The 25430-nt window shown below is 56.6% G+C and carries 22 protein-coding genes; 13 read left to right on the top strand and 9 right to left on the bottom strand.

What is annotated here, in order from left to right:
* Window positions 1-34 precede the first annotated feature (34 nt).
* A complete protein-coding gene (locus tag LG294_RS14660; protein ID WP_404286958.1) occupies window positions 35-2500 on the top strand; it encodes an ABC transporter in 2466 nt (821 codons plus the stop codon).
* Here the strand turns inward: LG294_RS14660 and panD are convergent, their stop codons facing one another.
* Window positions 2501-2923 (bottom strand): aspartate 1-decarboxylase, encoded by a 423-nt coding sequence (gene panD / locus LG294_RS14655; protein ID WP_404286957.1) that lies wholly within the window; start codon window positions 2921-2923, stop codon window positions 2501-2503.
* Window positions 2924-2995: 72 nt separating this feature from the next.
* Entirely contained in the window at window positions 2996-4540 is a 1545-nt protein-coding gene (gene hutH, locus LG294_RS14650) for a histidine ammonia-lyase (RefSeq protein ID WP_404286955.1), read from the bottom strand.
* A gap of 399 nt (window positions 4541-4939) precedes the next feature.
* Between hutH and LG294_RS14645 the strand changes: the two genes are divergently transcribed.
* The 5 genes from LG294_RS14645 to LG294_RS14625 all read left to right on the top strand — a co-directional run bounded on the left by LG294_RS14645 (window position 4940) and on the right by LG294_RS14625 (window position 9606).
* Window positions 4940-7663, top strand: a complete 2724-nt coding sequence (locus LG294_RS14645; RefSeq protein WP_404286953.1) for an aminotransferase class I/II-fold pyridoxal phosphate-dependent enzyme — start codon at window positions 4940-4942, stop codon at window positions 7661-7663.
* Between the two features lie 236 nt (window positions 7664-7899).
* Window positions 7900-8409 (top strand): Dps family protein, encoded by a 510-nt coding sequence (locus tag LG294_RS14640; RefSeq protein WP_404286951.1) that lies wholly within the window; start codon window positions 7900-7902, stop codon window positions 8407-8409.
* Window positions 8410-8580: 171 nt separating this feature from the next.
* Window positions 8581-8850: a Rho termination factor N-terminal domain-containing protein gene (locus tag LG294_RS14635; RefSeq protein ID WP_404286949.1), complete on the top strand. Its 270-nt coding sequence runs from the start codon at window positions 8581-8583 to the stop codon at window positions 8848-8850.
* 20 nt (window positions 8851-8870) lie between these two features.
* A complete protein-coding gene (locus tag LG294_RS14630; RefSeq protein WP_404286947.1) occupies window positions 8871-9023 on the top strand; it encodes a hypothetical protein in 153 nt (50 codons plus the stop codon).
* A gap of 376 nt (window positions 9024-9399) precedes the next feature.
* Window positions 9400-9606 carry a hypothetical protein gene (locus LG294_RS14625; RefSeq protein WP_404286945.1) on the top strand — a complete coding sequence of 69 codons (207 nt, stop codon included), beginning with the start codon at window positions 9400-9402 and terminating at the stop codon, window positions 9604-9606.
* 243 nt (window positions 9607-9849) lie between these two features.
* On the opposite strand, the gene LG294_RS14620 is transcribed toward LG294_RS14625, so the two are convergent.
* The 3 genes from LG294_RS14620 to LG294_RS14610 form a co-directional block, all read right to left on the bottom strand.
* Window positions 9850-10275 carry a hypothetical protein gene (locus LG294_RS14620; protein WP_404286944.1) on the bottom strand — a complete coding sequence of 142 codons (426 nt, stop codon included), beginning with the start codon at window positions 10273-10275 and terminating at the stop codon, window positions 9850-9852.
* A 236-nt stretch (window positions 10276-10511) separates the two neighbouring features.
* Window positions 10512-12182: a urocanate hydratase gene (gene hutU / locus LG294_RS14615; protein ID WP_404286942.1), complete on the bottom strand. Its 1671-nt coding sequence runs from the start codon at window positions 12180-12182 to the stop codon at window positions 10512-10514.
* A gap of 157 nt (window positions 12183-12339) precedes the next feature.
* Window positions 12340-13554, bottom strand: coding sequence for an ROK family protein (locus LG294_RS14610; RefSeq protein ID WP_404286940.1), 1215 nt, complete (start codon window positions 13552-13554; stop codon window positions 12340-12342).
* 154 nt (window positions 13555-13708) lie between these two features.
* Between LG294_RS14610 and LG294_RS14605 the strand changes: the two genes are divergently transcribed.
* The 7 genes from LG294_RS14605 (at window position 13709) to LG294_RS14575 (ending at window position 21034) form a co-directional block, all read left to right on the top strand.
* The gene (locus LG294_RS14605; RefSeq protein WP_404286938.1) at window positions 13709-14449 is read left to right on the top strand and encodes a sugar phosphate isomerase/epimerase family protein; all 741 of its coding nucleotides are present in this window, start codon (window positions 13709-13711) and stop codon (window positions 14447-14449) included.
* A 5-nt stretch (window positions 14450-14454) separates the two neighbouring features.
* Window positions 14455-15567, top strand: a complete 1113-nt coding sequence (locus LG294_RS14600) for a Gfo/Idh/MocA family protein (protein ID WP_404286936.1) — start codon at window positions 14455-14457, stop codon at window positions 15565-15567.
* Between the two features lie 45 nt (window positions 15568-15612).
* Window positions 15613-16959: an ABC transporter substrate-binding protein gene (locus LG294_RS14595; protein ID WP_404286935.1), complete on the top strand. Its 1347-nt coding sequence runs from the start codon at window positions 15613-15615 to the stop codon at window positions 16957-16959.
* A 100-nt stretch (window positions 16960-17059) separates the two neighbouring features.
* Window positions 17060-18052, top strand: a complete 993-nt coding sequence (locus LG294_RS14590; protein WP_404286933.1) for a carbohydrate ABC transporter permease — start codon at window positions 17060-17062, stop codon at window positions 18050-18052.
* Entirely contained in the window at window positions 18045-18884 is an 840-nt protein-coding gene (locus LG294_RS14585) for a carbohydrate ABC transporter permease (RefSeq protein WP_404286931.1), read from the top strand. Before LG294_RS14590 ends, LG294_RS14585 begins: the two co-directional genes overlap by 8 nt.
* Before the next feature lie 19 nt (window positions 18885-18903).
* Window positions 18904-20010 (top strand): Gfo/Idh/MocA family protein, encoded by a 1107-nt coding sequence (locus LG294_RS14580; RefSeq protein WP_404286929.1) that lies wholly within the window; start codon window positions 18904-18906, stop codon window positions 20008-20010.
* Window positions 20011-20023: 13 nt separating this feature from the next.
* Window positions 20024-21034 (top strand): sugar phosphate isomerase/epimerase family protein, encoded by a 1011-nt coding sequence (locus tag LG294_RS14575; RefSeq protein WP_404286927.1) that lies wholly within the window; start codon window positions 20024-20026, stop codon window positions 21032-21034.
* Between the two features lie 106 nt (window positions 21035-21140).
* On the opposite strand, the gene LG294_RS14570 is transcribed toward LG294_RS14575, so the two are convergent.
* The 4 genes from LG294_RS14570 to cobA all read right to left on the bottom strand — a co-directional run bounded on the left by LG294_RS14570 (window position 21141) and on the right by cobA (window position 25275).
* On the bottom strand, window positions 21141-21908 hold the full coding sequence (locus LG294_RS14570; protein ID WP_404286925.1) for an IclR family transcriptional regulator: 768 nt from the start codon (window positions 21906-21908) through the stop codon (window positions 21141-21143).
* A 76-nt stretch (window positions 21909-21984) separates the two neighbouring features.
* Complete coding sequence (locus tag LG294_RS14565; RefSeq protein ID WP_404286923.1) at window positions 21985-22899, bottom strand: carbohydrate kinase; 915 nt, start codon at window positions 22897-22899, stop codon at window positions 21985-21987.
* A 244-nt stretch (window positions 22900-23143) separates the two neighbouring features.
* A complete protein-coding gene (locus LG294_RS14560) occupies window positions 23144-24265 on the bottom strand; it encodes a uroporphyrinogen-III synthase (protein ID WP_404286921.1) in 1122 nt (373 codons plus the stop codon).
* Complete coding sequence (gene cobA / locus LG294_RS14555) at window positions 24262-25275, bottom strand: uroporphyrinogen-III C-methyltransferase (protein WP_404286919.1); 1014 nt, start codon at window positions 25273-25275, stop codon at window positions 24262-24264. The genes LG294_RS14560 and cobA overlap by 4 nt, the downstream gene beginning before the upstream one ends.
* Between the last annotated feature and the right edge of the window lie 155 nt (window positions 25276-25430).

Here is a 25430-nt window from a genome sequence, read left to right as displayed (position 1 = left end):
AGCGGCAAGGCCCGTGGCGCATACTGTGGGAAAGATGAAGAGTATTGCACCGAGCCAGGCGACAGCGAACCACGACGGATACATCCATGTGCGCGGCGCCAACGAGAATAACTTAGATAACGTGGAAGTGCGAATACCGCGCGACGCGATCGTGGCTTTCACCGGGGTCTCGGGTTCCGGGAAATCTTCGTTGGCCTTCGGCACAATTTTCGCCGAATCCCAACGGCGTTTCCTCGAGTCGGTAGCACCCTATGCGCGCAGGCTGATCGCCCAAGGACATGCTCCGAAGGTCGAATTCATCTCAGGGTTGCCGCCAGCGGTCGCCTTGCAGCAGCGCCGGGGAACTGCCAGCTCACGTTCCAGCGTCGGCACGCTGACCACGCTATCCAACTCAGTGCGGATGCTCTTTTCCCGCGCAGGAACCTACCCGAAGGGAGCCATGCGGCTCGACTCGGATGCATTTTCCAGGAACACCGCAGTCGGCGCATGCCCAGAATGCCACGGAGTGGGCACGGTGCACTCGGTCAGCGAGCGGTCTCTCGTTCCCGATCCGTCCCTGAGCATCCGCGATGGCGCGATTGCCGCGTGGCCCGGGGCCTGGCAGGGCAAAAACCTGCGTGATATCACCACCCACCTCGGCTACGATATCGATGCTCCCTTCGGTACCTTGCCGAAGAAAACGCGTGACTGGCTGCTGTTCACCGAGGAGCAGCCAGTGGTCGAGGTGACCCCCGAAAGAGACCGCGTATCCAAACCATATAAGGGGCGATTCTGGAGCGCCGAGCGCTATGTGCGCCACACCGTGGCGACGTCCAAGAGCGAGAATCTGCGCGCCAAGGCGTTGGCCTTCATGCATTCGCAAGACTGCCCCGAGTGTTCTGGAACGGGGTTTCGCCGTGACTCGCTTCGGGTGCACTTCGCCGATCTGGACATTGCCGAATTCAACGCACGCTCCTTGCAATCTTTAGCAGAGCTCTTGCGTCCCTACGCGACCGCGGCCGGAGGCGAAGCCCAAGCCGACGTGGTGAGCATGATCAGCACCGACCTGCTCGCCAGAATAGAAGTGCTCCTGGAACTCGGGCTGGGTTACCTGAGCCTGGACCGAAGCACTCCAACGCTCTCCCCGGGGGAGATGCAGCGGCTACGCATCGCCACCCAGCTGCGTGCAGGGTTATTCGGAGTCATCTACGTCCTTGATGAGCCCTCGGCCGGACTGCATCCAGCCGACGTGCAACCACTGATCGAGGTTCTTGGCGCTTTGAAAGACGAGGGTAATTCGGTCTTCGTAGTGGAACACAATATGGACGTCGTGGCTCGTGCTGAGTGGATTGTAGATGTGGGCCCCGGGGCAGGCAGCGGTGGTGGCCATGTGCTCTATAGCGGGGAAGTCGCAGGCCTGGCTCAGGTCGAGGAATCGGTGACTCGCAGGTTCTTGGATGCGACCCCCGCGCCGGTGCGCAACCTGCGTAACGCCGCCGATTGGCTGGAGCTGCGTGGAGTGAATCTGCACAACCTGGTGGATGTTGACGCGAGTTTCCCGCTAGGAGTTTTTTGTGCGGTAACCGGCGTATCCGGTTCGGGTAAATCCAGTCTCGTCTCCGGGGCACTAGCTCAAGGCGCCGGCGGTCCGGCCGTGCCAGCTGAAGACGAACCAGAAGATGCCCTTGCGCAGGCTGTCATCACTGAGGTGCGCGGAGCGGAACGGATCAATCGGGTGGTGCTGATGGATCAGAAACCGATCGGCCGTACCCCGCGATCCAACGTGGCCACTTATACCGGCTTGTTCGACGCAGTCCGCAAAACCTTCGCCGACCAGCCCTTGGCACGTGAACGCGGTTACGGGGCCGGACGATTCTCTTTCAACGTCGCCGGCGGTCGCTGCGAGAACTGTCTTGGGGAGGGATTCTTAGAAATTGAGTTGCTTTTCCTGCCTGGCACTTATGGACCTTGCCCGCAGTGCCAGGGGACCCGGTATAACGAACAGACCTTGGAGATTGCATACCGGGGGAAGAACATTGCGCAGGTATTGGAACTGAGTGTTACCCAGGCAGAAGAGTTCCTGGCCGGAATTCCGGCAGCTGCCCGGGCGCTGGCAACCTTGCGGGAAGTCGGATTGGGCTATCTGTCCCTCGGGCAGCCTGCCACCGAAATGTCGGGTGGCGAGGCCCAGCGGATCAAATTGGCCACCGAACTGCAGCGCCAGCGACGCGGACATACCCTGTACCTGCTGGACGAGCCGACCACCGGGTTGCACCCTGCAGATGTGCAGCTGCTTGTGGCGCAACTGCACCAGCTGGTGGACCAAGGGCATACCGTGATCGTGGTGGAACATCATATGGACGTGGTGGCAGCCAGTGATTGGGTGATCGATCTGGGGCCCGCTGGAGGGGACGGCGGCGGACGAATTATCGCCGAAGGAACGCCGCAGCAGGTGGCGCAGAGCCCAACCAGCCGGACCGCGCCATTTCTTGCACGTCGGCTGGCCGGAAACGCCAACTAGCTAGTTGCGGCGAAGCTGCGCGTACGGTGGACTCTGCACGCCAGCGGCAATCGCTTCGGCCGGGTCATCACCGAGGTGGATCATCTTGTTTTGATCATTTACGTGCACCACGCTTGGCACGTAGGCGCGTGCCTCGGCGTCCTGCATCTGCGCGTAGCTGATGATGATCACCAGGTCTCCTGGATGAACTAGGTGGGCGGCCGCACCATTGATTCCGATCACGCCGCTGCCGGGCTCACCGGCAATGGTGTAGGTTTCCAAGCGTGCCCCGTTGGTGACATCCACGATGCTGACCAGTTCGCCTGGCAGGATATCCGAGGCAGCAAGTAGCTCGGAATCGATGGTGATCGAACCGACGTAGTGCAAGTCAGCTTGGGTGACCGTCGCGCGGTGGATTTTGGACTTAAACATGGTGCGTTGCATGGAACGAGTTCCCAATCTCAAAGAAGGTTTGCCGTGCCAGTTTACTACCCGGCACGGCAAACTTCCTGTGGGCTATTTTCCCTGCGCGCGATGCAACGCCTGGAGTACCGTTCCATCTGCTACCAATCCGTAGGCCGCTTCGAGCTCGGCGGAGAGGAATCGATCCTCTCCGGGGCCGGGAACCTTGGTGCGCAGAACGTCGTGCACGGCACCGGTGATCGGCGCCGGTGCCAGTGGCAGGCGCAGGTCCAATGCACGCGAGGCGACTACTAATTCGATGCTGAGCACGCGGCGTAGATTGTCTACCGCGGTGCGCAGCTTGCGTGCCGCATGCCATCCTAAGGACACATGGTCTTCCTGCATGGCGGAAGACGGAATCGAATCAACGCTGGCTGGTACGGCCAAGCGCTTGTTTTCCGCAACGAGTCCGGCCTGCGTGTACTGCGCGATCATCATGCCCGAATCCACACCCGGGTCGTCGGCGAGGAACGCTGGCAAGTCCCGCGACCGTGCCGGATCAAGCATGCGGTCGGTCCGGCGTTCGGCGATGGACCCAAGGTCGGCCACGGCGATCGCCAGGAAATCGAGTACGTAGGCGACCGGGGCACCGTGGAAGTTGCCGTTGGAAGAAACCTCACCGGTGGGCAGCACTACCGGATTGTCGATGGCAGCGGCCAATTCGCGGGTGGCGACCATGCGGGCGTGGGTGATGGTGTCGCGCACAGCTCCGGTGACCTGCGGGGAACAACGCAACGAGTAGGCGTCCTGTACTCGGCCGTCTCCCTCGCGGTGCGAGGCGACCAGCTCGGAGTCGGCCAGCGCGGCGAACATATTTGCGGCGCTCACCGCCTGACCGGGGTGCGGACGAAGCGGCTCATGGAGTTCGGGTCGGTACACCTGATCAGTGCCGAACTGGGCCTCGACGCTCATCGCGGCGCTCAGATCCGCGATATCGGCCAAATCTTCCAAATCTGCCAAGGCCATCAGCAGCATGCCCAACATTCCGTCGGTGCCGTTGACCAGTGCGAGACCTTCCTTTTCTGCAAGTTGTAAAGGCTTGATGCCCGCTTCGGCTAGGAGTTCGGGAACCGGGCGGATCGCTCCATGCTTATCGGCGGCTTCACCTTCACCCATCATCACCAGCGCACAGTGCGAGAGTGGCGCGAGATCACCAGAGCAACCCAACGAACCGTATTCGCGAACCAGCGGGGTGATTCCGGCATTCAACAGCGCCACCATGGTCTCAAGTACTACGGGGCGCACACCGGTGCGGCCGCTTGCCAGAGTTTTGGCGCGGAGGAACATTAAGGCACGAACCACTTCGCGTTCCACGGGTGCCCCCATGCCAGCAGCGTGCGAGCGGATCAGCGAACGTTGTAGCTTGGCACGGTCTTCCGGAGCGATATGCCGGGTGGCCAGTGCTCCAAAGCCAGTGGAAATCCCATATACCGGAGTGTCCGATGCAGCTAGGACATCTATGTGCGCGCGGACCTCTGCTAGTTTCTCGCTGACTTCGGTGGATATTTCAACGCGAATATCATGACGGGCTACGCGTAATACATCTTCCGCGGTGGTGTTTGATAGATGGAGTGTTACCGATGCTTGGTTGGAATTCATTGAAGCTCTTCCATTCGTACTTGAAGTTGTCTCTGTCATCCATTCTTCGCCAGAAACCACTCAGATTCTCGCACTATTGAACTCATCTGTCTGGGGTTTCGGACGACTTGGCGAAGTGCGTATTAAGATTTGAATTTCAAATTTGTTCATCCCGTGGCCACCAATTAAATGTCGGATTTCGTATATTTCATTCTGCGACTGAAAACGCGGGTGATAGTTACGAGAAATTGTTCAATTGGCTTCATGAATACCAAAATTATGATGAGATTGACGTAGGCTCTGGAGACCAAAGCACAAAGACGTGATAGGGCTTTGTTAACAAACCGGTTAACGAAGCAACGAAGAACGAGCGAAGGACCGGCAACCGTGGGTACAAGGTTGACCACAATGAAGAATCAAGTGACTGCAACACCAGAAAGCGCTTGGCGAAAGCGCAAGGACGCATGGGAGCACCTGGGGTATGTACTTGGCGAGATCATTCGCGGTATCGACGACAAGGTCTCCGGCGAGCAACATGAGCACGAAGCTACGAAACTACTGAGCCTTCTTTCTGCCATCGAACCCTACTGGGCCACTCCGGGGTTGGATTACTTCAACGAAGTTGAATCGTTGATGCACGGAGGTCACTTTCGTGACGCGTTGAGCAAGGTATATCTAGCGAATCAGTCCTTCCGGACGCAGACCCAGTACATCGACGGTGAAAGCAATGAGAGCGATGCGGAGGAAGCCGAAGCAATCGCCCAGAGCAATGAGCTCGGCGGCGTCGAGCACCGGTCGAGCTATCGGAAATTCGTGCCCAAGGTTGAAATTCTCTTGGTGGACAATGGCCCAGCCGATGAGATTGAGCGATTTAAAATCGAGATGCTCGAACAGCGTCAGCGAACCGATTCGTTTAATTACAGCTTTGTTGTGGTGCCCAGTGTCGAGGATGCGCTGGCCGCGATTGTCATCAACCCGACCATTCAGGCGGTCGTGCTCACGGCCCGCTTCGAATTGGAGACTCGTCGCCGTCTAAGCTCCACACTTGGCAAGTACGTGTCACGGCATGCAGCCGGATACTTTTCCACGGCCCGACAAATTGACCGGATCTTGGATCTGGAAGCGATCATCGACCTGCTCCGCCCGGAGATCCCGGTCTACCTGATCGCCGGCGTCGCCCTGGAATCTATCGCTCACGAGATTACCGGTCGTTTCAAGCGCATTTTCTCGCGCAGTGATGGCATGGATCTGCATCTTTCGATCATCGCCGAGGTGCTCGAACGCTACAACACCCCGTTCTTCCACGCCCTGCAAAAGTACGCCAAACGACCCGGTGGAGTGTTCCACGCGTTGCCGATTTCACGCGGTGGTTCGGTGCAGAACTCGCCATGGGCTCGGGACCTGGTGGACTTCTATGGGAAGAACCTGTTGTTGGCAGAGACCTCCGCCACTTCTGGAGGATTGGATTCCCTCTTGGATCCGCAGAGCTCTATTAAGGAAGCCCATGAGCTGGCGGCTCGTGCCTTCAACAGCCACCGCACCTACTTCGTCACCAACGGGACCTCCACCGCGAACAAGATCGTTCACCAGTCGATTCTTGCTCCCGGCGATATCGTCCTGGTTGACCGTAACTGCCATAAATCGCACCACTATTCCCTAGTGCTCGCAGGTGCGAGTGTCAGCTACTTAGAGGCCTATCCGCTAAACGAGCACTCTTTGTATGGTGCCGTGTCGCTGGAGGAAATCAAGGGACGGCTCCTGCAGTTGCGCCGCGAAGGCCTGCTGCACAAGGTCAAAATGCTTACGTTGACCAACTGCACCTTCGACGGAATCATTTACGACCCACGTCGAGTCATGGAAGAATGTTTGGCCATCAAGCCAGATCTGGTCTTTCTCTGGGACGAAGCATGGTTCGCTTTTGCCGGGTTCCATCCTGTCTACCGTCAGCGCACCGGTATGTCTGCAGCGCAACGCATGCAAACCGCGTTTGAGTCATCTGAATACCGCGAGCGTTTTGCCGCCCAGCGTGCCGAACTGCCTGAACCAGGAACGACGGTTGACCCGACAAACGACGAAGCCTGGCTGAACACTCGACTGCTCGCTGATCCCGCAAAGACCCGATTACGCGTATACACGACACAATCCACGCACAAGACGTTGACCTCTCTGCGCCAGGGTTCAATGATTCACATTCATGACCAAGACTTCGCAGAACGCAACCGCAACACTTTCCGCGAAGCCTATATGACGCACACCTCGACTTCGCCGAACTATCAGATCCTCGCCTCGCTTGATATCGGGCGTCGCCAGGCCGAGCTTGAAGGCTATGCACTGGTGCAGCGCCAAGTCGACTTGGCACAATCGATCGTCCGGGCGATGTCACGCAATAAACTGCTCAGCAAGTACTTCCAGGTGCTCGATACCAGGGAACTCATTCCGCAGAAATACCGTTGCAGCGATACTTCCAATCCTGTTCGCGACGGGCTGGAAGTTTGGGACAGGTCCTGGTCTGAAGACGAATTCGTCGTTGACCCATCACGGCTGACCTTGGATATCAGTCGCACTGGAGTGGATGGGGATACCTTCAAGCACACCTATCTGATGGACGGTCACTCTATTCAGGTGAACAAGACCAGTCGCACCTCGGTCCTATTGATGACCAATATCGGCACAAACCGCTCTGCGGTGGCCCACTTGATTGAGGTGTTGGTCAAGATTGCCGAAGAGCTGGAACATAAGCGCCGATTGGATGGGCGGGCATTAGCGGACGGGAAAAAAGTGCCGCCAACTCAGGTGCCAATGCCTGATTTCAGTTACTTTGCTGACGAATTCAGCGGTGGTGGAGGCAGCGGCGACATGCGTTCGGCCTACTACCTCACGTATAAGGATCCGGCTACGCACTTTATTTTCTCACCAGAAATTCGTCAAAGAATTCAAAGCGGTGAGCAGGTGGTCTCGGCGGCGTTCGTCACCCCGTATCCTCCGGGGTTCCCGGTATTAGTCCCGGGGCAGGTCGTGTCGACAGAAATCCTCGATTACATGGATGTGCTCGATACCCGAGAAATCCATGGATACCACAGTGACTTCGGGTATCAGGTCTTTACCCGCGAAGCATTGGCCGAGGTAGCAGCGAAGAAGTCATAAGCATCGCGTATGGGCGGGGATCTCAACTGAGATTCCCGCCCATACGCTTGCCCAGTCGCTGCGCTTGCAGTTCTTCATAACCGACTCTGACAACTGTGAAAGTATGAGTGGAGCCTGTGAATATCCGAGCTGGACTGGCATCATTGACTCGTTGCAGGTAACGTCCGTAAGGAGGGTGTCAGCCCCACTGGCTGCGCCAATCGCACGGTAACTTCACTGTAAAAGGAGAAGAATCTATGTCGAAAACCAAGAACACCCCAGCAAGCAAAACCCCTAAGGAAAACGCTGAAGGTGGTTTCGTTGCCACCGCTGCCCTCGGAGATGCCTTGCAATCCGTGTTGGTTCAGCTTCTCGACCTGCAACTTGTGGGCAAGCAGATCCACTGGAATGTTGTCGGTCCAAACTTCCGCGACCTACACCAGAATCTCGATGAGATCGTTGAAATCGCGCGCCGTGGTTCGGATGAAATCGCAGAGCGTATGCGCGCCATGCACATCACTCCGGACGGTCTGGCCGCCACCATAGGTAAATACAGCGAACTTGAGCAACCAACTAATGGCGAGATTCTGACGACAAACGCTGTGGACCTCGTGGTCAAGGCGCTGCAGAACACCGTCGGAGTCATCCGAGACGTACATGACGCAGTCGATGAGGAAGATCCGACTAGTGCCGACATCCTGCATGAGTACATTGCGGGCCTTGAACAACAGGCGTGGTTCATAAGCGCAGAAAATCGCAAACCATAAAATCGTAGGAATCGGGGGAGCCGGCGCAAATATGCGTCGGCTCTTTCGCCGTTTTAGGCACCGGTTTGAAACAAGCACTACCCCTAGAATCTGTCGCACGAAGAGCATACCTTTGGAGTTAGGCAACTGTTCTTGAAACGGGCTATACGTCAATCGAGAGGTGAATCATCTATGGCTATGAACGACAATTCAAACCCAATTAAGGACGAGGAACTTTACGAGAAATTGCAGGAGGAAGGAAACTCCAAGCAAAAGTCTGCGCGCATTGCCAATGCAGCTGCCCGGGACGGCAGGTCTAGCGTAGGTCAACGCGGAGGCGAGTCTGGCAACTACGAGGATTGGACCGTCGAAGAGCTCAAAGGTCGTGCGAAAGAAATCGGGCTGACGGGCTACTCCGACAAACGAAAGGCCGATTTGATCCAGGCCCTTCGAAATTCCTAGCGAACTAAGGACGTCGCGCCATGAATAACGACGACACTAACGAAGACCAGGCCGAGCCGGCTCAGAGTGAAGCGATCAAAGAGCAATACATTGCCCGTCGCGGTCCAATTCACCATCCGTCGGTCGAGGAACTCGAGCAAGACGCAAACGACGACAGATTTGACGCCGGATAGCTGATTTCCAATAGCTGAAGGTTCGGTGTGAACCCTCGTAGGTACGCATTTTCAAGAGTATCGTAGGAGTCAGTGGACATGTTTTGATGGCATGGCTACTTGACCATTTAATGGTCGAAAACTCACCCGGAAGGGACCAAACTATGGGAGTTCAAAACAACGGCGGCGACTAGGCCATCGAGGTAATTTGCGAGTCTCAGTTTGATTATGGGTATTCACATCGCGGCCTTCTCGCTTCGTAGGCGGAACCTATATAGCTACACCGCCAATCCAATGGAAGATAGCCGATTCTATGCCGGGAGTACCGGCAAGAAACTGGAGTGACGCCATGTCGACAGTTCACGGAGCGTCCAGACCACACAGTAAACATTTGGGTTTGGGACTTGCTACAGGTGGTGCCCTGCTTGCTGCAATGTTCCTAGCCATCATTTTTTGGGTTCCCATGGGACTTATTCCAAGCATGAATCCCATGTGGATTGTTGTCGCATGGGGCGCCATGCTCATGTGTTGGGGTGTTTTCCGGTTGATCGCCGGACCAAGCAGCCTCGACCATTTTAATGGCGGTACCAGCGCCGGTTCCTAGCCTAGGAACGAATGTTTCCAACCTGGGTAGGATCAAGCACGCAGAGGTCAGAAAATCGAAGCCACTGTGCCACTTCAAGTCGAAGTGGCACAGTGGCTTCGTTATTGCTACAAGACAGATACCGCATGCTTTACTCCGTCGGAGCGTCTGCAAAGGAATCCAGATCCTTAGTACCTGATGCTGCCCGTCGCCGACATCATTAGTCGGTGGTGGATCAATCCAGTAGCACGATTCATTGCGATTCTAATTTCCGAACTGGTTGCCTTCTCCACTTTCGCTGTTGCTGCCGTAGGATTCCTGGCCGGGTTCTTGGTTGCTGTTGCTGCCGTAGGATTCCTGGCCGGATTCTTGGTTGCTGTTGCTGCCGTAGGATTCCTGGCCGGATTCTTGGTTGCTGTTGCTGCCGTAGGATTCCTGGCCGGATTCTTGGTTGCTGTTGCTGCCGTAGGATTCCTGGCCGGATTCTTGGTCGCTACCGCCACCATAGGATTGCTGTCCACCGTCGGTGCCGAAATCATTGTTTTCGTTAGCGCTGTTCTCGGAATTTGACTGGCGGTCGTCGTTGCCGCCGCTATTCTCATAGCCGCCCTGAGAGACGGAGCTGCTGGCGCCCTCAGAATCGTTGCTGTCGAAGTTCCCGAACTGCTCGTTTGAATCGTGCTCGGACATGGAGTCCTCCTTGATCGTGGTTCCTGACGAGTCCCACGCTAGGGCTCTGCATTCGCAGTACACAAGGTATGTGCAAGTTCTAACTGGAAAATGCTATGTAACAGTCAGGTAACGCCCACATTTGTTTCGAATTGCCTAAAGACACGGTAAATTTCCCATGAACGACAGAGAGTCACGACAACTCTCAGCATTAGCGCCGAAGATCCCCGTGGCTCTCGAAACGAAATTATGAATTGCTATTCCTGGCTCATCGGAATGCGTACACCGCGTTCGGCTGCAACCTCGATTGCTCGATCATAGCCAGCATCAACATGGCGAATGACCCCCATCCCAGGGTCGTTGGTAAGCAGTGCTTCCAATTTTGCGGCAGCCATTTCGGTTCCGTCGGCTAGGGAGACCTGCCCTGCATGGATCGAACGGCCCATGCCCACGCCACCGCCGTGATGGATCGAAACCCATGAAGCACCGGAGCTCGTTGCGGTCAGGGCATTGAGCAGGGGCCAATCGGCCACAGCATCTGAACCATCGGCCATGGCTTCGGTTTCCCGGTATGGTGATGCCACCGAACCCGAGTCCAGATGGTCGCGTCCAATGACGATCGGCGCAGAGACTTTCCCCTCGGCGACCAACTGATTGAATAGCAGTCCTGCCTTGTGGCGTTCCCCGTAGCCCAACCAGCAGATGCGTGCCGGCAAACCTTCGAACTCGACTCGTTCCGCAGCTGCGTCGAGCCAACGGTGCAGGTGTTCGTTTTCTGGAAATAGTTCCTTTAATGCTTGGTCAGTCACACGGATATCCTCTGGATCGCCGGACAGCGCAACCCAACGGAATGGGCCTAGACCCTCGCAGAACAACGGGCGGATGTAGGCCGGAACGAAGCCCGGGAATTCGAAGGCGCGCTCGTACCCGCCCTTGCGAGCTTCGTCGCGGATCGAATTTCCGTAATCGAACACCTCGACGCCGAGGTCCTGAAATTCGACCATCGCCTGCACCTGCTTGGCCATTGACGCCTGCGCCTTACGAGTGAAATCCGCTGCATCCGCGGCCGCAGCGGAGACCCACTGGTCCAGCGTGTATTCCACAGGCAGGTAGCTCAGTGGATCGTGGGCACTCGTCTGATCGGTGACGATGTCGATCGAGATCTCGCCTGCCTTTTGACGGCGCAATAGTTCCGGGAAGACCTCTGCCGCGTTGCCGACGTATCCTACCGAATGCCCGCGGCCTTCGGCCTTGGCGGCTGCTACTTTGGCGAGCGCCTTATCGAGATCCAGTTCCACCTCATCCAAGTATCTCTTCGAAACTCGGCGGTGCAAACGCGACTCGTCCACATCCACAATCAGGCAGGCACCTTCATTCAGAGTCACCGCCAATGGCTGGGCACCACCCATGCCGCCACAACCTCCGGTGAGAGTCAGTGTGTTAGCCAGCGTGCCGTTGAACCGCTTAGCGCCGATAGCAGCGAATGTCTCATAGGTGCCCTGCAAGATGCCTTGGGTACCGATGTAGATCCACGAACCGGCGGTCATCTGGCCATACATCATCAGGCCTTCGGCTTCGAGTTTGCGGAAGTGCTCCCAATTCGCCCAGTCGCCCACCAGATTCGAGTTGGCAATGAGCACTCGGGGTGCCCACTTGTTGGTGCGGAAGACGCCGACGGGCTTGCCCGACTGAATCAGCAAGGTCTCATTTTCTTCTAGGTCCTTCAAGGTCTCGACAATTGCATCGAAGGCCTCCCAAGAGCGTGCTGCCTTACCTGTTCCGCCATAGACAACGAGGTCTTCGGGGCGCTCGGCAACCTCTGGGTCAAGGTTATTCATCAGCATGCGTAGGGGAGCTTCAGTAGCCCAGGACTTGGCGTTCAATTTAGTACCGCGCGGGGCGCGGACAACTCGTGGTTCATGCTTCATGATGGGCTCCTTGGCAGCAGCGGAAGTAACTTTCTACTCCCATCATTGGCCAAAATAGCGAAAGAAGGTACGCCCTTGCGTTGGGACATGTCCGAAATTTCAGACTCATCAGAGCGCGCCGGCGCGACTGTGGAGGAGCCTCATGCGGGGATATAGATTAATTCTTGGCTATGAGGTCTCGGGCACTGTTATCGATGGCCGCAGGGCTTAGAGCTGTTTGAATGGCAATCAGGCTGGCTCCGCGAAGCGCTCCGTCTTCTCCGCCGCGTGAGGTACGTATTTGCAGATGTTGGGTGGACAGGGGAGCCCCGCGTTGGTAGACAATTTCCAAGATGCCGGCCAAGAGGTGCTCGCCAGCGGCAGCAATTCGGCCACCCACCACAATGAGGGAGGGATTGAGCAAGCTAACGCTCGCGGCCAAGACTTCGCCGAGGTCTCGTCCTGCCTGCCGTACCGCTTGAATTGCCTGGATATTTCCGGCAGTCACCAAATCAACCACATCGGTGTTGCTCTTGGCCTCGATGCCTTGGGCGCGCAGATCGCTCGCAATCTTGGGTCCTGCCGCGAGGGCCTCGAGGCATCCTTCATTGCCACAGTGGCAGAATACTCCGTCACCGCGACGAATTCTTACATGTCCGATATCTCCGGCTGTACCTTGCGCTCCACGTTGCAGTGAGCCTCCGGAGATGATTCCAGAGCCAATTCCGGTGGCAATTTTGACGAAGATAAAGTGTTCTGTTTCGGAATCGAGTTGGCTTTGTTCGCCAATGGCCATGAGGTTGACGTCATTATCGACCACCACGAGGGCATCAAGGTGATTGCGGAACCAAGCAGGAATGTCGAAGTTATCCCAACCGGGCATGATCGGCGGATTGGCCGGTCGACCAGATTCGAAATTCACAGGGCCCGGAACACCCATGCCGACCGCAATCACATCACTTCGATCCCGTCCAAGACTCTTTAAGAGCAAGTCCGATAAGTCCAAGGCGGCCCGCAGGATAATCTCCGGGCCTTGGTCTATTGATATGACGACTTTTTCCTGAATGAGTAATTCGGAAGACAAATTCGAAATTGCAATGCGCAGGTGGCTCGCACCGAGGTCTACAGCGATCACTAGACGTGCATTGGGAATTAGAGCCATGAGTCGAGGTGGACGGCCTCCAGTTGAAGCTCCCTCCTCGGTGGCACCTATGAGCCCAAGTTGAGTGAGGATATCCAACCGATCCTGCAAGGTGGAACGAGCCATTCCGGTGAGGCTCGCCAAGTCCGTGCGGTTGCGGGCGGCGCCATCTAAGAAGAGTTGCAAAACATCGCCGGCGCCATTGCCGCCTCGCGTTATTTGGAGGGTTTTGGAGCTCGAATAATTGGCCATGAGACCAGTAAAACACAGCGATCGCCCAAACTTCATAGTCTTTTACTGAATCTCGTCATACTTTCATTGACTATCGACAAAAGTATGTCTAGTGTCTGTTGTGACGTAAGTCATGCGCGCTTGGTCCAGCCCACACTTCATCGAGGAGATGCCTATGCCTTCCAACGACGTTTCTGTTCAGCTCTACACACTGCGTGATCATATTGCGCAGGATCTTCCAAAAACGCTTGAACAATTAGCGAGCATTGGATACACGCAAGTCGAACCATACAATTTCGTCGCTCGTGCCGATGAGTATGCATTGGCGCTAACCGCAAATAAACTAGTTGCCCCAACCGGACATGCACCTTTGCTTGCGTCCGACTTCGACGAAGTATTCACAGCGGCGAAAAAGCTTGGGATAGCTACGGTGATTGATCCTTTTATCCCAGCTGACCATTGGCAGGACAAAGAATCCATCGAAGCTACGGCGGCGAAACTAAATGATGCGGCACGAAAAGCATCCGCGTATGGAATCCGTGTTGGCTACCACAACCATGACTGGGAGATTTCAAGCAAGATCGACGGCGCTACCGCCCTTGAATACTTCTCTACCCTGCTGGCCCCGGAAGTTGTTCTCGAAGTTGATACGTACTGGGTCGCGGTAGGCGGCAGCGACGTCCTTGCGCTCCTCGAATCCTTGGGAAGCAGAGTCATTGCACTGCATATCAAGGACGGGCCTATTTCCAAGAACCACAAGGAACAAGTAGCGGTTGGCAATGGTGACATGCCGATCGACAGCATCATCAACTCGACTGCCGGCCTCTTGCACGTCGTGGAACTCGACGACTTTGAAGGCGAAATATTCGACGCGGTTGCTCAAAGCCATGCGTACCTAGCTGCAGGGGTGAACTAAGCCGGATGGCAACAGATAGTCAGCTAACGGGCGTCGGAATTGTCGGCGCTGGAACGATCAGCGATCAATACCTGGAGAACCTCACAGCATTCGCTGGGCTCAAGGTACGTTTCATTGCAGACCTAGATACGCAGCGCGCGGCAAGTCAAGCGGAGAAGTGGAATGTAGAAAGATCCGGAACCTACGAAGAGCTATTAGCGCGCGAAGATATTGAAATCGTAGTCAACCTGACCATTCCTGCGGTACATGTGGAAGTTGCTTTGCAGGCGGTCAACGCAGGCAAGCACGTGTGGGGCGAAAAGCCGTATGCACTGGATAGAGAATCCGGCCGTCAACTAGTGGAAGCTGCCAAAGCTCGTGGCGTGCGCGTTGCAGTTGCTCCGGACACCGTATTGGGTGCGGGCATTCAAACCGGCCTGCGCCAGGTGGCCCAAGGTGCTATTGGCACACCGCTGACGGGTTTGGCGATCTTCCAAGGTCCTGGACCAGAATCATGGCACCATAGCCCGGAATTCTTGTTTGCCCATGGCGCCGGGCCGCTGTTTGATCTTGGACCTTACTACCTCACCACGTTAGTGCGCGTCTTTGGTCCCGTCGCTAAGGTCGCCGCTACGGCATCGCAGGCGAAGAGTGAACGCATCATTGGTTCAGGGCCGAGAGCAGGCACTGTCTTCCCTGTCGAGGTCCCTACTCACATCAGTGCGTTGTTGTCGTTTGAGTCTGGAGCAAGCGCACAATGCATCTTCAGCTTTGACTCAAAGCTGAAGCGCGCAGGTTTCATTGAAATTACCGGTTCCGAGGGCACCGCACAATTCTCTGATCCCAATGAATTTGTCGGCGACACGATTTTGCATTCAGGCGCTGAAGAGCCGATCACCGTTCCTAGCGAAGGTTCGGAATACGGACGAGGAACAGGTGTGGCCGAGCTGGCGCAGGCAATCCGTGAGAATCGGAAAGAACGCGTGCCGGGCGAACTTGCCTTCCATGTCCTGGACGTTATGGTCTCCCTAGCCGAATCCGCGGAGTCCGGCAGCTTTGTCGATGTCGACTCAACAGTTGAGCCGATTGAACTTCTCGACGCTACCTGGGATCCCTCGGCCCCACGTATCTACGCATAGCCACGTCACTCACAACGCAGCACACACTTCAATGAAGGATTTTCCATGACAAAACCAACCAGAATGCGCGGCCTCGGACGCGTCTTGGCTTTCAGCTCGATCGCGGCTCTGACCCTGAGCGGATTGACGGCTTGTTCAGGCAACAGCTCGGCCGCAGGGGAGACATCGGGACCGATTACCTACTGGGCATCGAACCAGGGAAGCTCGATTTCGCAAGATGAAAAAGTTCTCGGTGAGTCAATCAAACGATTCACCGCAGAAACCGGGATTGAGGTTGAACTGGAGGTCATCCCGTGGGGGGACCTTTACAACCGTATCCTCACTGCTGTTTCTAGCGGGGAGGGACCTGACGTCTTGAATATCGGAAATACCTGGGCTTCTACCTTGCAGGCGAGTGGCGCGTTCGTGCCTTGGGAAGGTGAAGCGCTAGAAGCTGTGGGTGGTGCCGAACGCTTTGTGCCAGCTGCATTCTCCACCGGTGGCGTTGAGGGGCAGGCTCCAACCTCATTGCCGTTGTACAGCATGGCATACAGCCTCTACTACAACACCAAAATGTTTGACGAAGCTGGCATCAGCAAGGCACCTACTACATGGGATGAATTTGTATCTGATGCCAAGAAGCTGACAAAGGACACCGATTCGGATGGCAAGGTCGATCAGTACGGCTTCGCTCTGGCAGGGCAACGAGTCAGTAACAACGCTCACGCGGCATTCATTCTCGGAATGCAAAACGGGGGAGAGCTGTACACCTCCGACGGAAAACCGGATTTCACGAATGACGGCGTAGTTGCTGGCGTGAATGATTGGGTGCAGCTGATGGGCGAGGAAGGTGTCGTTTCGAAATCAAACGCTGAAATCAATGACGGAAGCGTGCTGCCCGGAGAAATGGTCTCCGGGAACACTGCGATGTTCTTTGATCAGGCGCCCGGAAAATCGTTGAAGGCTGCCGATTTCAAGGATTATGCAGTAGCGCCAATTCCGTTGAAGGACGGGGACGCAACCGGTATCGCGGCGACACAGAGCCTAGTTGCAGGTATCAACGTCAGTGTTTTCGAGAATTCAGATCAGAAGGATTCCGCAATTGAGTTTGTGGGCCACCTGGTTAGCGACGATGAGCAGAAGAAGCTGAACGCCGCCTATACCTCGATACCATCTGTAAGCGCAGCCTTCGAAGACGCGGCATTTGAAACTCAGGAAATGAATATCAAGAAGGACATCCTGGCAAATAATGCTGCTCCAATGCCTCTGTATCCAACGGAAGGGCAGATGGAAAGCTTAGTCGGCGAAGCCATCGCGAAGCTTTTTGCCCAGATTGCCCAAGGAGACGAGGTCAGCGAAGAAGACGTACGCAAGGCCCTAGAGAACGCACAGAAACAGATGCCTGCTAGCTAGCTGTAGCCCGTACTCTCGACGTCGTGGGTGCAGCGAAATATCACTGCACCCACGGCTTCGGACAGTAGGACTCCATTCGGCTTTCAAGAAAGGAAATCGTATGACGACATCTGTTCAGACACCACCACGTTCTAATAAACCAATCACTCCACGAGAGGTCTCTAGGACTCTCCAGCGCAGCTCGATTAGACGAGGACGACTTTTCCCCTACGCGCTGATTGGTCCAGCAGCATTCTTAGAGCTACTAATCCACATCATTCCAATGATTCTTGGGGTATGGATTGCGTTCCTCTCGCTGACCCAGTTCTCGATCGCAAACTGGGTCACGGCTCCATTTATTGGACTCCAGAATTTCACTACCGCGCTAAATCCTGACGGTCCAATCGGTTCGCAATTCTTTGACGCGCTAGGTCGCACTTTAGTCTTTACGATTCTAGTCGTGGGTATTGCCTGGAGCCTTGGAATTTTTGCCGCAGTGCTGCTTGCCTCCAAATTTAGAAGCAACGGATTCTTCCGAACCCTATTTCTGATTCCCTATGCACTCCCGAGCTACGTCACCACCATCGCATGGGCGTTCATGTTCAATCAGCGCGACGGCATGGTGAACAGGTTTTTGGTAGAAGACTTGGGAATTCTGGATGAAGGTCCATTCTGGCTTCTGGGCGGCAACTCATTTTTCGTGATGGTTGTCGTGGCAGTGTGGCAGTTCTGGCCCTTTGCCTTCTTGATGCTACTGGCGGCACTACAGTCAATCCCTACCGAAGTGTATGAAGCTGCCTCGCTGGACGGGGCTAGCCTCTGGAGACAATTCACGCGGATTACTTTGCCGATGATCAAACATGCGAATGTAGTGCTCTTGTTGATGCTGGGACTGTGGGTTTTCAATCAGTTTGATATCCCTTACTTGTTATTTGGCCCTGTCTCTCCTGAAGAAGCAACGCTGATTTCACCGCTGATTTACCAGCAGTCATTCAATAACTGGAATTTCGGTGTGGGTGGAGCGCTGAGCGTGGTCTTGCTCATCGCGTTGTTGATCGTTTCAGCCTTCTACATCCGGTTAGTCATGCCAAAGGGAAAGAGTATCGATGATTGAGACACGTGGCTTTAAAATCCTTCGAGTCTTTGGTCTGAGCTTTATCACTCTGATCATCGTGCTTCCGTTGTACGTGGTGCTGACGACGTCCATCAAGCCGCTTCAAGACGTGCGTGGTGCGTTTGAATGGATCCCCACTCAGATCACGTTGACGCCCTACCTGGACATTTGGACCACGGTCCCCTTGGCCAAGTATTTCCTCAACAGTGTGATCGTGACGGTGAGCGCGACGGTTCTGTCCGTCAGCATCGCGGTGTTGGCAGCCTATGCGCTCTCCCGGATCGATTTCAAGGGCGCAAGAACATTTCGGCTGATGGTTCTTTCGACGCAGATGTTTCCTGGCATCTTATTCCTGCTGCCGTTGTTTTTGATTTTTACGCAGCTGGAACGGCTTGTAGGGGTGCAGCTTAACGGCACGTATATTGGCCTGATTATCACCTACATGACATTCTCTTTGCCCTTTTCGATCTGGATGCTTGTGGGATTCTTCGCCGCAATGCCGAAGGAATTAGAAGAGGCGGCGATGGTGGATGGACTTGGCCGACTTGGTGCGCTGATCCGCGTGGTGCTACCGGTCGCACGTCCCGGGATTATCGCCGTCGCGGTTTATTGCTTCATTACGTCGTGGAGTGAAGTGCTCTTTGCAAGTGTGCTCACCAACGCCGATACCCGCACCTTGTCGATCGGTCTTCAAGCCTACGCATCACAGACGGATGTCTATTGGAATCAGATGATGGCGGCCTCGGTGGTTGTCTCGATCCCAGTATTAGTCGGGTTCTTGTTTGCGCAAAAACATCTGGTCGCAGGATTGTCTTCCGGCGCGGTCAAGTAAAAGCTAGAAAAGGAATAACATGTCCAAGTTGAACAGTCACCAGGTCGCACCGTCCATGCAAAATCTGAGGGTTGGCGTCATTGGCGGCGGGTTCATGGCTAAAACGCATGCGCAAGCGATCCGACGGGCTGGCGCTCAGCTCGTCGGGGTTCGATCGAATGGTGATCAGTCAACCCAAGCTGCATCCCGTGCCTTGGGCGCAACCGCAATGCCAAACATCGACTCGCTCCTCGAGCTCTGCGATGTCGTACACGTGACCACACCTAATGCCCTGCATGCCCAACAAGTTGCGTCAGCATTGGAATCCGGCGTTGCCGTTGTTTGTGAGAAGCCTTTGGGGGTCAGTGCCCAGGAAGCAGAGCACTTGGTGAAACTGGCCAAGGACGCTAACGTCATCGCCACAGTTCCTTTCGTCTACCGGTTCCATCCGATGGTGCGTCAAGCCAGAGCGCACGTTAGGGAGGGAAAACTGGGCAGATTGCTGACCGTTCGGGGCGAATACTTCCAAGATTGGATGCACTCGGTCGCTGACAGCAACTGGCGCGTTGAACAATCACAGGGAGGCGCCTCGCGTGCCTTCGGCGACATCGGATCGCACCTTGTCGATCTGCTTGAATTTATTTCCAGTGAGCGAATCGTGCGCATAAATGCGGCAACGTCGATAGCTCATGAACATCGTGGCGGTACACAGGTGGACACCGAAGACGTAGCGGTCTTGAGCGTCCAAATGCAGTCGGGAGCCATCGGCAGCCTGATGGTTTCGCAGGTCAACGCCGGACGGAAAAACACGTTGAACCTCGAGCTTTCAGGCGTCGCTTCCGCTATTGAATTTGTGCAAGAGCGACCCGAAGAACTGTGGATCGGGAAGTCGGATGTCTCCCAGATCTTGTCTCGGCAGAGCACCGAGCTGAGCGAAGATGCCGCCCGGCTCTCGGTGGTGCCAGCAGGTCATCCCATGGGATACCTTGATGCCTTCGCCGCGTTTGTAGCCGACACTTACACCGCAATTGGCGGGAACCAGCCCGAGGGATTGCCGACTTTCCTTGATGGCGCGCGAGCCGCTTCTTTGACCGAAGCCGTACTCCTGTCTGCTCGGAGCGGTCAATGGGTTGATACGAATGAATAAGGGAAGAGAACAGATGAACGCAACGCATCCGGTCACATTATTTACCGGTCAATGGGCAGATATGCCTTTTGAAGAAGTCGCCCGCCTTGCCGCTCAATGGGGGTACGACGGCTTAGAAATTGCGGCCAGCGGAGATCACTTGGACCTGCTGCGGGCCGATGAAGACGATGACTATGCGCAATCTCGCCTCGACATTCTGGACAAGTACGGTCTGAAGGTTTGGGCCATCTCAAACCATCTGGGTGGTCAGGCCGTATGCGATGATCCAATCGACTTCCGGCACCAAGCAATTTTGCGTGACTACGTCTGGGGAGATGGCGACGGTGAGGGGGTTCGTCAACGTGCGGCAGAAGATATGAAACGATCTGCGAGAGTTGCACGAAAACTCGGAGCAGACATCGTGGTGGGATTCACCGGCTCCAAAATCTGGCAATATGTGGCAATGTTTCCGCCGGTACCCGGTGAGGTCATCGAAGCTGGATACAAAGACTTTGCCGATCGCTGGAATCCCATCATGGATGAATTCGATGATCATGGCGTGAAATTCGCGCTCGAAGTGCACCCCTCGGAAATCGCCTATGACCATTGGACGACGGTGCACACCCTCGAAGCGATCGGGCACCGTGAAGCATTCGGGTTGAACTGGGATCCAAGCCATATGTTCTGGCAGGGAATTGACCCGGTCGGATTCATTACCGACTTCGCCGACCGGATCTACCATGTGGATTGCAAAGACACTCGGCTGCGCACACCCAACGGTCGCAACGGTATCCTCGGTTCGCATCTTCCATGGGGAGATCCGCGGCGCAGGTGGGACTTTGTCTCCACTGGCCACGGAAACATCGATTGGGAGGACGCGTTTCGTGCCTTAGATTTCCATGGCTATCAAGGCCCAATTTCTATCGAGTGGGAGGATGCCGGCATGGACCGGCTGCATGGGGCGGAGGAAGCAGTGAAGTATATCCGCCAACTGCTTTTCAAACGTCCCGCAGCTTCATTCGATGCGGCTTTTTCCCAGCAGTAAAATCGTAGAGGCATCACGAGGTCGACTCGCTGCCCGAAGTGGAGCAGAATTCAGTTGCCCTCTGGGCCTAAATTTCACCGGCAACACCAAGCGTTGCAGGTGATGGTTATCGGCGTCCCCGAATACGCGCGGTCAGCTCCGCTGCGGTGTGTCGGATCTGTGCAACGAGCGGTTCCCAGTGTTCTTCGGGGACTCGATGGCCCAAGAAAGTGACTGCAACGGCTGCCACCGGCCAGCTATTTGCATCCAGTATTTCAACGGCAACGGAATGGAATTCCGCGGTGACATCCCCACGTTCTACCGCGAATCCGCGTTCTGTAGTCAGATCTAGCTCGCGGCGTAACTGCTGATAGGAATTAATCCCGCTATCTTGCGCGCGATTGCTGAAACTTGATGTGCCCGGGTACAGCGCACGAACCTGTGACTTCGGTAGTGCAGCCAGAATCGCGCGACCCGAGGCGGTTAAATGCGAAGGCAGGCGCACCCCGACGTCGGTGACCAGCGAGGGGCGTCCCTTGGCGCGTTCCTCCACAATATAGAGCACATCAGACCCGTGAAGGACTGCTAGGTGGGCGCTTTCGCCCACCTTGTCCACGAGCTGCGCAATCAGTGGCGCTCCGAAGCGGGCCAGAGGTTCCTGCCTGGTGTAAGCGCTAGAGAGCTCGAAAGACGATACCCCTAAACCGTAGGCTTTCTCTTCGGGGTAATGGGCGATAAATCCTTGCTCGAGCATCACGTTCAGCAGCTGGTAGACACTGGACCTGGGCAGTTCCAGCAGTTTGGCGATCATCGCCGCCGGGGTCGGCGACTTTCGGCTTGCGAGTAAACGCAAGACACGGAGCGTATTCTCTGCTGCCGGAACCTTGCTGCCCATTACTGACCCCTTAGTCGAAAACGCTTATCTGCTAGCGAACTCTAGCAAGAGTCAGAGCCAAGGAGCGTTATAGTCCCTAGGAGATTTGGTCCTGAAAAGACTCGTTGAGTTGTTCTAGCCTCGGCGGATTGGCGCCAGAGACCAAAACTGTCAGCTCCGAACAACGAGTTGCCTGTGCCAGCGCAGCCTCTAACTCCGTTTCGTCTAATGTTTCGTGCTTCGTGGTGAGCGCCTGGGCCAACGAACTATTGAGCAGCCCATGGAGCAGGCCAGACATGAAAGCGTCGCCAGCGCCAATGGAGTCCACTACCTTCACCGCACGGGAATGGACCATCACTTCAATATTCTTCGTGCGGGCAGTAGCGCCACGTGCACCAAATGTCATGACGGCAAGTTTGGCGCCGCGTTCCAATATATGGTCCAGGATTCGCTGGCAGTCCCATCCGGGGTAGAGCCATAGGGCATCGTCATCGCTGAGCTTGACCACATGGGACAAGCTCATCAATTTTTCTACCTGCTTCAGTGCCGCGGAGCGCTTAGGAATTAGTTGCGGGCGCAGATTTGGATCATAGCTGCGCAATTGCGATGCCGGGGAAGCTTGGAATGCTTCCAATACTTTCTCGCATCCCGGTGCCATCCATCCGGCGATCGAACCGGCGTGTAGAAGTTGTGCCTCGGAGCTTGGAACACCGCCAGGAAGCTCCCAGGACAGATCGAATTCATAGCTCGCGTCGCCAACGCCGTCTACGGAAACCGTTGCGGAGTTCGTGGACCGCTGCGAGTAACTGCCCGCGGCGAGTGCTACACCGGAATCGTCGAGGTGCGCGGCGATCAATTTGCCGTGAGCATCCTCGCCAAGCTCTGTATGCAAGGTGACCTGATGGCCTAAACGGCCTAGACCCACCGCGACATTCATCGGGGAACCGCCCGGATGCGCCACGCCATCAACGATATCGGCTAGAGCTTCGCCAACCACCTGTATCTGTGCCATGACTCGATACTACGGAAAATCACCTAAATAGCCATTTCCCGAGCGTGGGATCGGCCGATATTGCGCGGAACCTCACAAATGGGCCTCAAACCCGGAGAAAATTGGTGAGCTATGTCCCGCTGAGGAACCTGATATTACCGATTCGTTGAACCGCCAGAGCCCCCTCGAGGATCTGGACTCGGGGGAGCAGGGATATCCGGCCAGCTGAATGGTGAATGTTTCAGGATTCAGCTGGCCGGACGAATCAATAGCGTGCTACTTCAACGTTTAACCGGTAGCCGCGCTTGATGACGGTGGTGATTAGGTCCGGGTGCGGGAGCGTGCGCCGCAGGCGGCTGAGGGTCATGTCTAATGCGTGCTTCGAGGACACCGCGGGCAGCACAGCACCCAGTTCATCGCGCGAGACGACCGAGCCGCCGGCCTCCAGCAGGCAGCGCAGGATCTCGGTTTGAGCCGGGGTGAGTTCGCAGCGTTCATCGTTCAGGCTCAATGTTCGGCCGCGCAGTTCGCAATCCCCGAAAACCGTCGGCGAGCTGAGTGTGCCCATCGCGCTTAGATGCTCAACCAATTGCAGAATCATCGCACCCATGCGGTGGCGTTCGGGAACTAACGCGCCGTGCACACCGGCGAGCTGCAGCGGGGCCGCAGTTACCGGGCCCACTGTCGCCACCGCAATGCGTTCGTTCAACGAGCGGATCAGCGCCTGGTGGCGGTTTCGCGTGCGGGCTGCGGCGAACAGCGCATGCACGCTCGGCGCACTGGTGAAGGTGATCGCGTCGAAATGGGCGGCGCAGATGCCTTCGATCAGCGACGAAAGATGCTGATCCGAACTGGTGTCCAGCCACCGATAAGGCTCGACCTTCAGGACCCGCGAGGCACCCAGATCCCGCAGGGATTGGGTGAGCCCATGATCGCTGTCCGCATGTAGCTGTACCGCCACCGCTTGGCCCGCGATCGAATGCGACAGCATTGGAAGCAGCCCGGCCGTGGTGCCGTCTTGGGCGACACCGGCCGCGTGGAACCCCAGGGCGCGCACCGCGCCGTGGGCCTTCGCTCCGCGTACGAAGAGCTTCGCTGCCTTCATGGACTGGCAGAGCTGGTGGCCTAGCCCAGCTGCCTCAGCCGAATCGAACCAGCGCCGCAACCCGTAGGCGGTGGAAATGATGACAGCTTCGGGGCGCAACTCGATCAGCTTCCGGGTCTGCTCCACGAGCAACGCCTCATCGTCCAGCGGCGCGAGCTTCAGCAGTGGTGCGTGGGTGACCTCGGCGCCCCGGCGTTCCAGTGCTTCGATCAGTTCGGCCGAACGCCGGTCACTGGTCACCGCGATCCTGAAACCGGACAATGGCAGGTTTAGCGTGCTCATGCGTTGGCTCCCGCATTGGCTAGCTCGTCGGCCAGCAGTTTCTGCGGCAGGGCCGCCACCTCGCCGATGACAATTACCGCCGGATTCGCGCAGCCGCGCGCCCGGGAACTCTCCGTCAAGGTCGCGAGCGTTGCAAAGGTGGTGCGTTGGTCCCCGGTGGTCCCGGATTCGATAATCGCGCAGGGCATGGTGGTCGCCATGCCCTGGCGCAGCAGGCCTGAGACGGTGCTTTCCAGGGTGCCCATGCCCATAAGTATGATGATGGTGCCACCCAGCCCGGTGAGCTGCTCCAGCTGTCGCTCTTCCAATGGATCGTGTCCCGAGATCACCGAGAACACCCGGTTTACACCGCGTGCCGTGACCGGGATGCCGGCGGCGGCGGGAACAGTGATGCAGGAGCTGAGTCCGGGAACCACGCTGATGGCAATGCCTGCCTTGGACGCCGCGGCCATCTCTTCGAATCCGCGGCCGAACACGAATGGGTCCCCGCCTTTGAGCCGGACCACGTTCGAACCAGCTTGAGCGGCGACCAGCATCCGCTCTTCTATCTGGGATTGGGTGACCTTGTGGTGACCTGGTTGCTTGCCGACATCCACAATAACCGCCTGCGGGGCGAGCCTCCCCACGAGGTCGCCGGGACCTAACCGGTCAACGAAGACTATGTCGGCGTCGGCTAAGGCGGTGACCGCGCGTACGGTCAGCAGATCCAGCGCGCCGGGGCCACCGCCGACCAGGGTAATCTGGCCGGTTTCGGCGACCGGTTGCCGGATCAGAACGGGAAGTCCGCCTCGCTGGGCCGACTCGCGCAGCGACTGGAACCGCTCGGGGGAGGCATCGCAGATGACCAGCAGGCTTGCGGTGTCAAGAACAGCACGTCCGGCTGCCGAAGTATCCACGGAAAGCACGTGCGCCCCCTGCGCGGTGAAATGCTCGGCAGCCCTGCGTGCCCCGCATGAATCTCCGGCGAGCAGGAGTGTGCACCCGGTGACCTCGAACGCCAGGCCGCTCATCGGATAAGCCCCGCCGCGAGAATGCCGGCCCGGTGGCTCGTGCCGGCGGCACAGCAAGTGTCGTGGCTGCCTCGTGGCTCGGCGCTGAATAAGCCAGTTTGCCTGTCATAAATCCTTCTTCTGCTCAACTCTTCGTTGACGCGGCGAGCAGGCAG

It is taken from the genome of Glutamicibacter arilaitensis (genome assembly GCF_044793945.1).
Lineage (GTDB): Bacteria > Actinomycetota > Actinomycetes > Actinomycetales > Micrococcaceae > Glutamicibacter > Glutamicibacter arilaitensis_B.
This window is presented reverse-complemented; position numbering and strand designations above follow the sequence as displayed.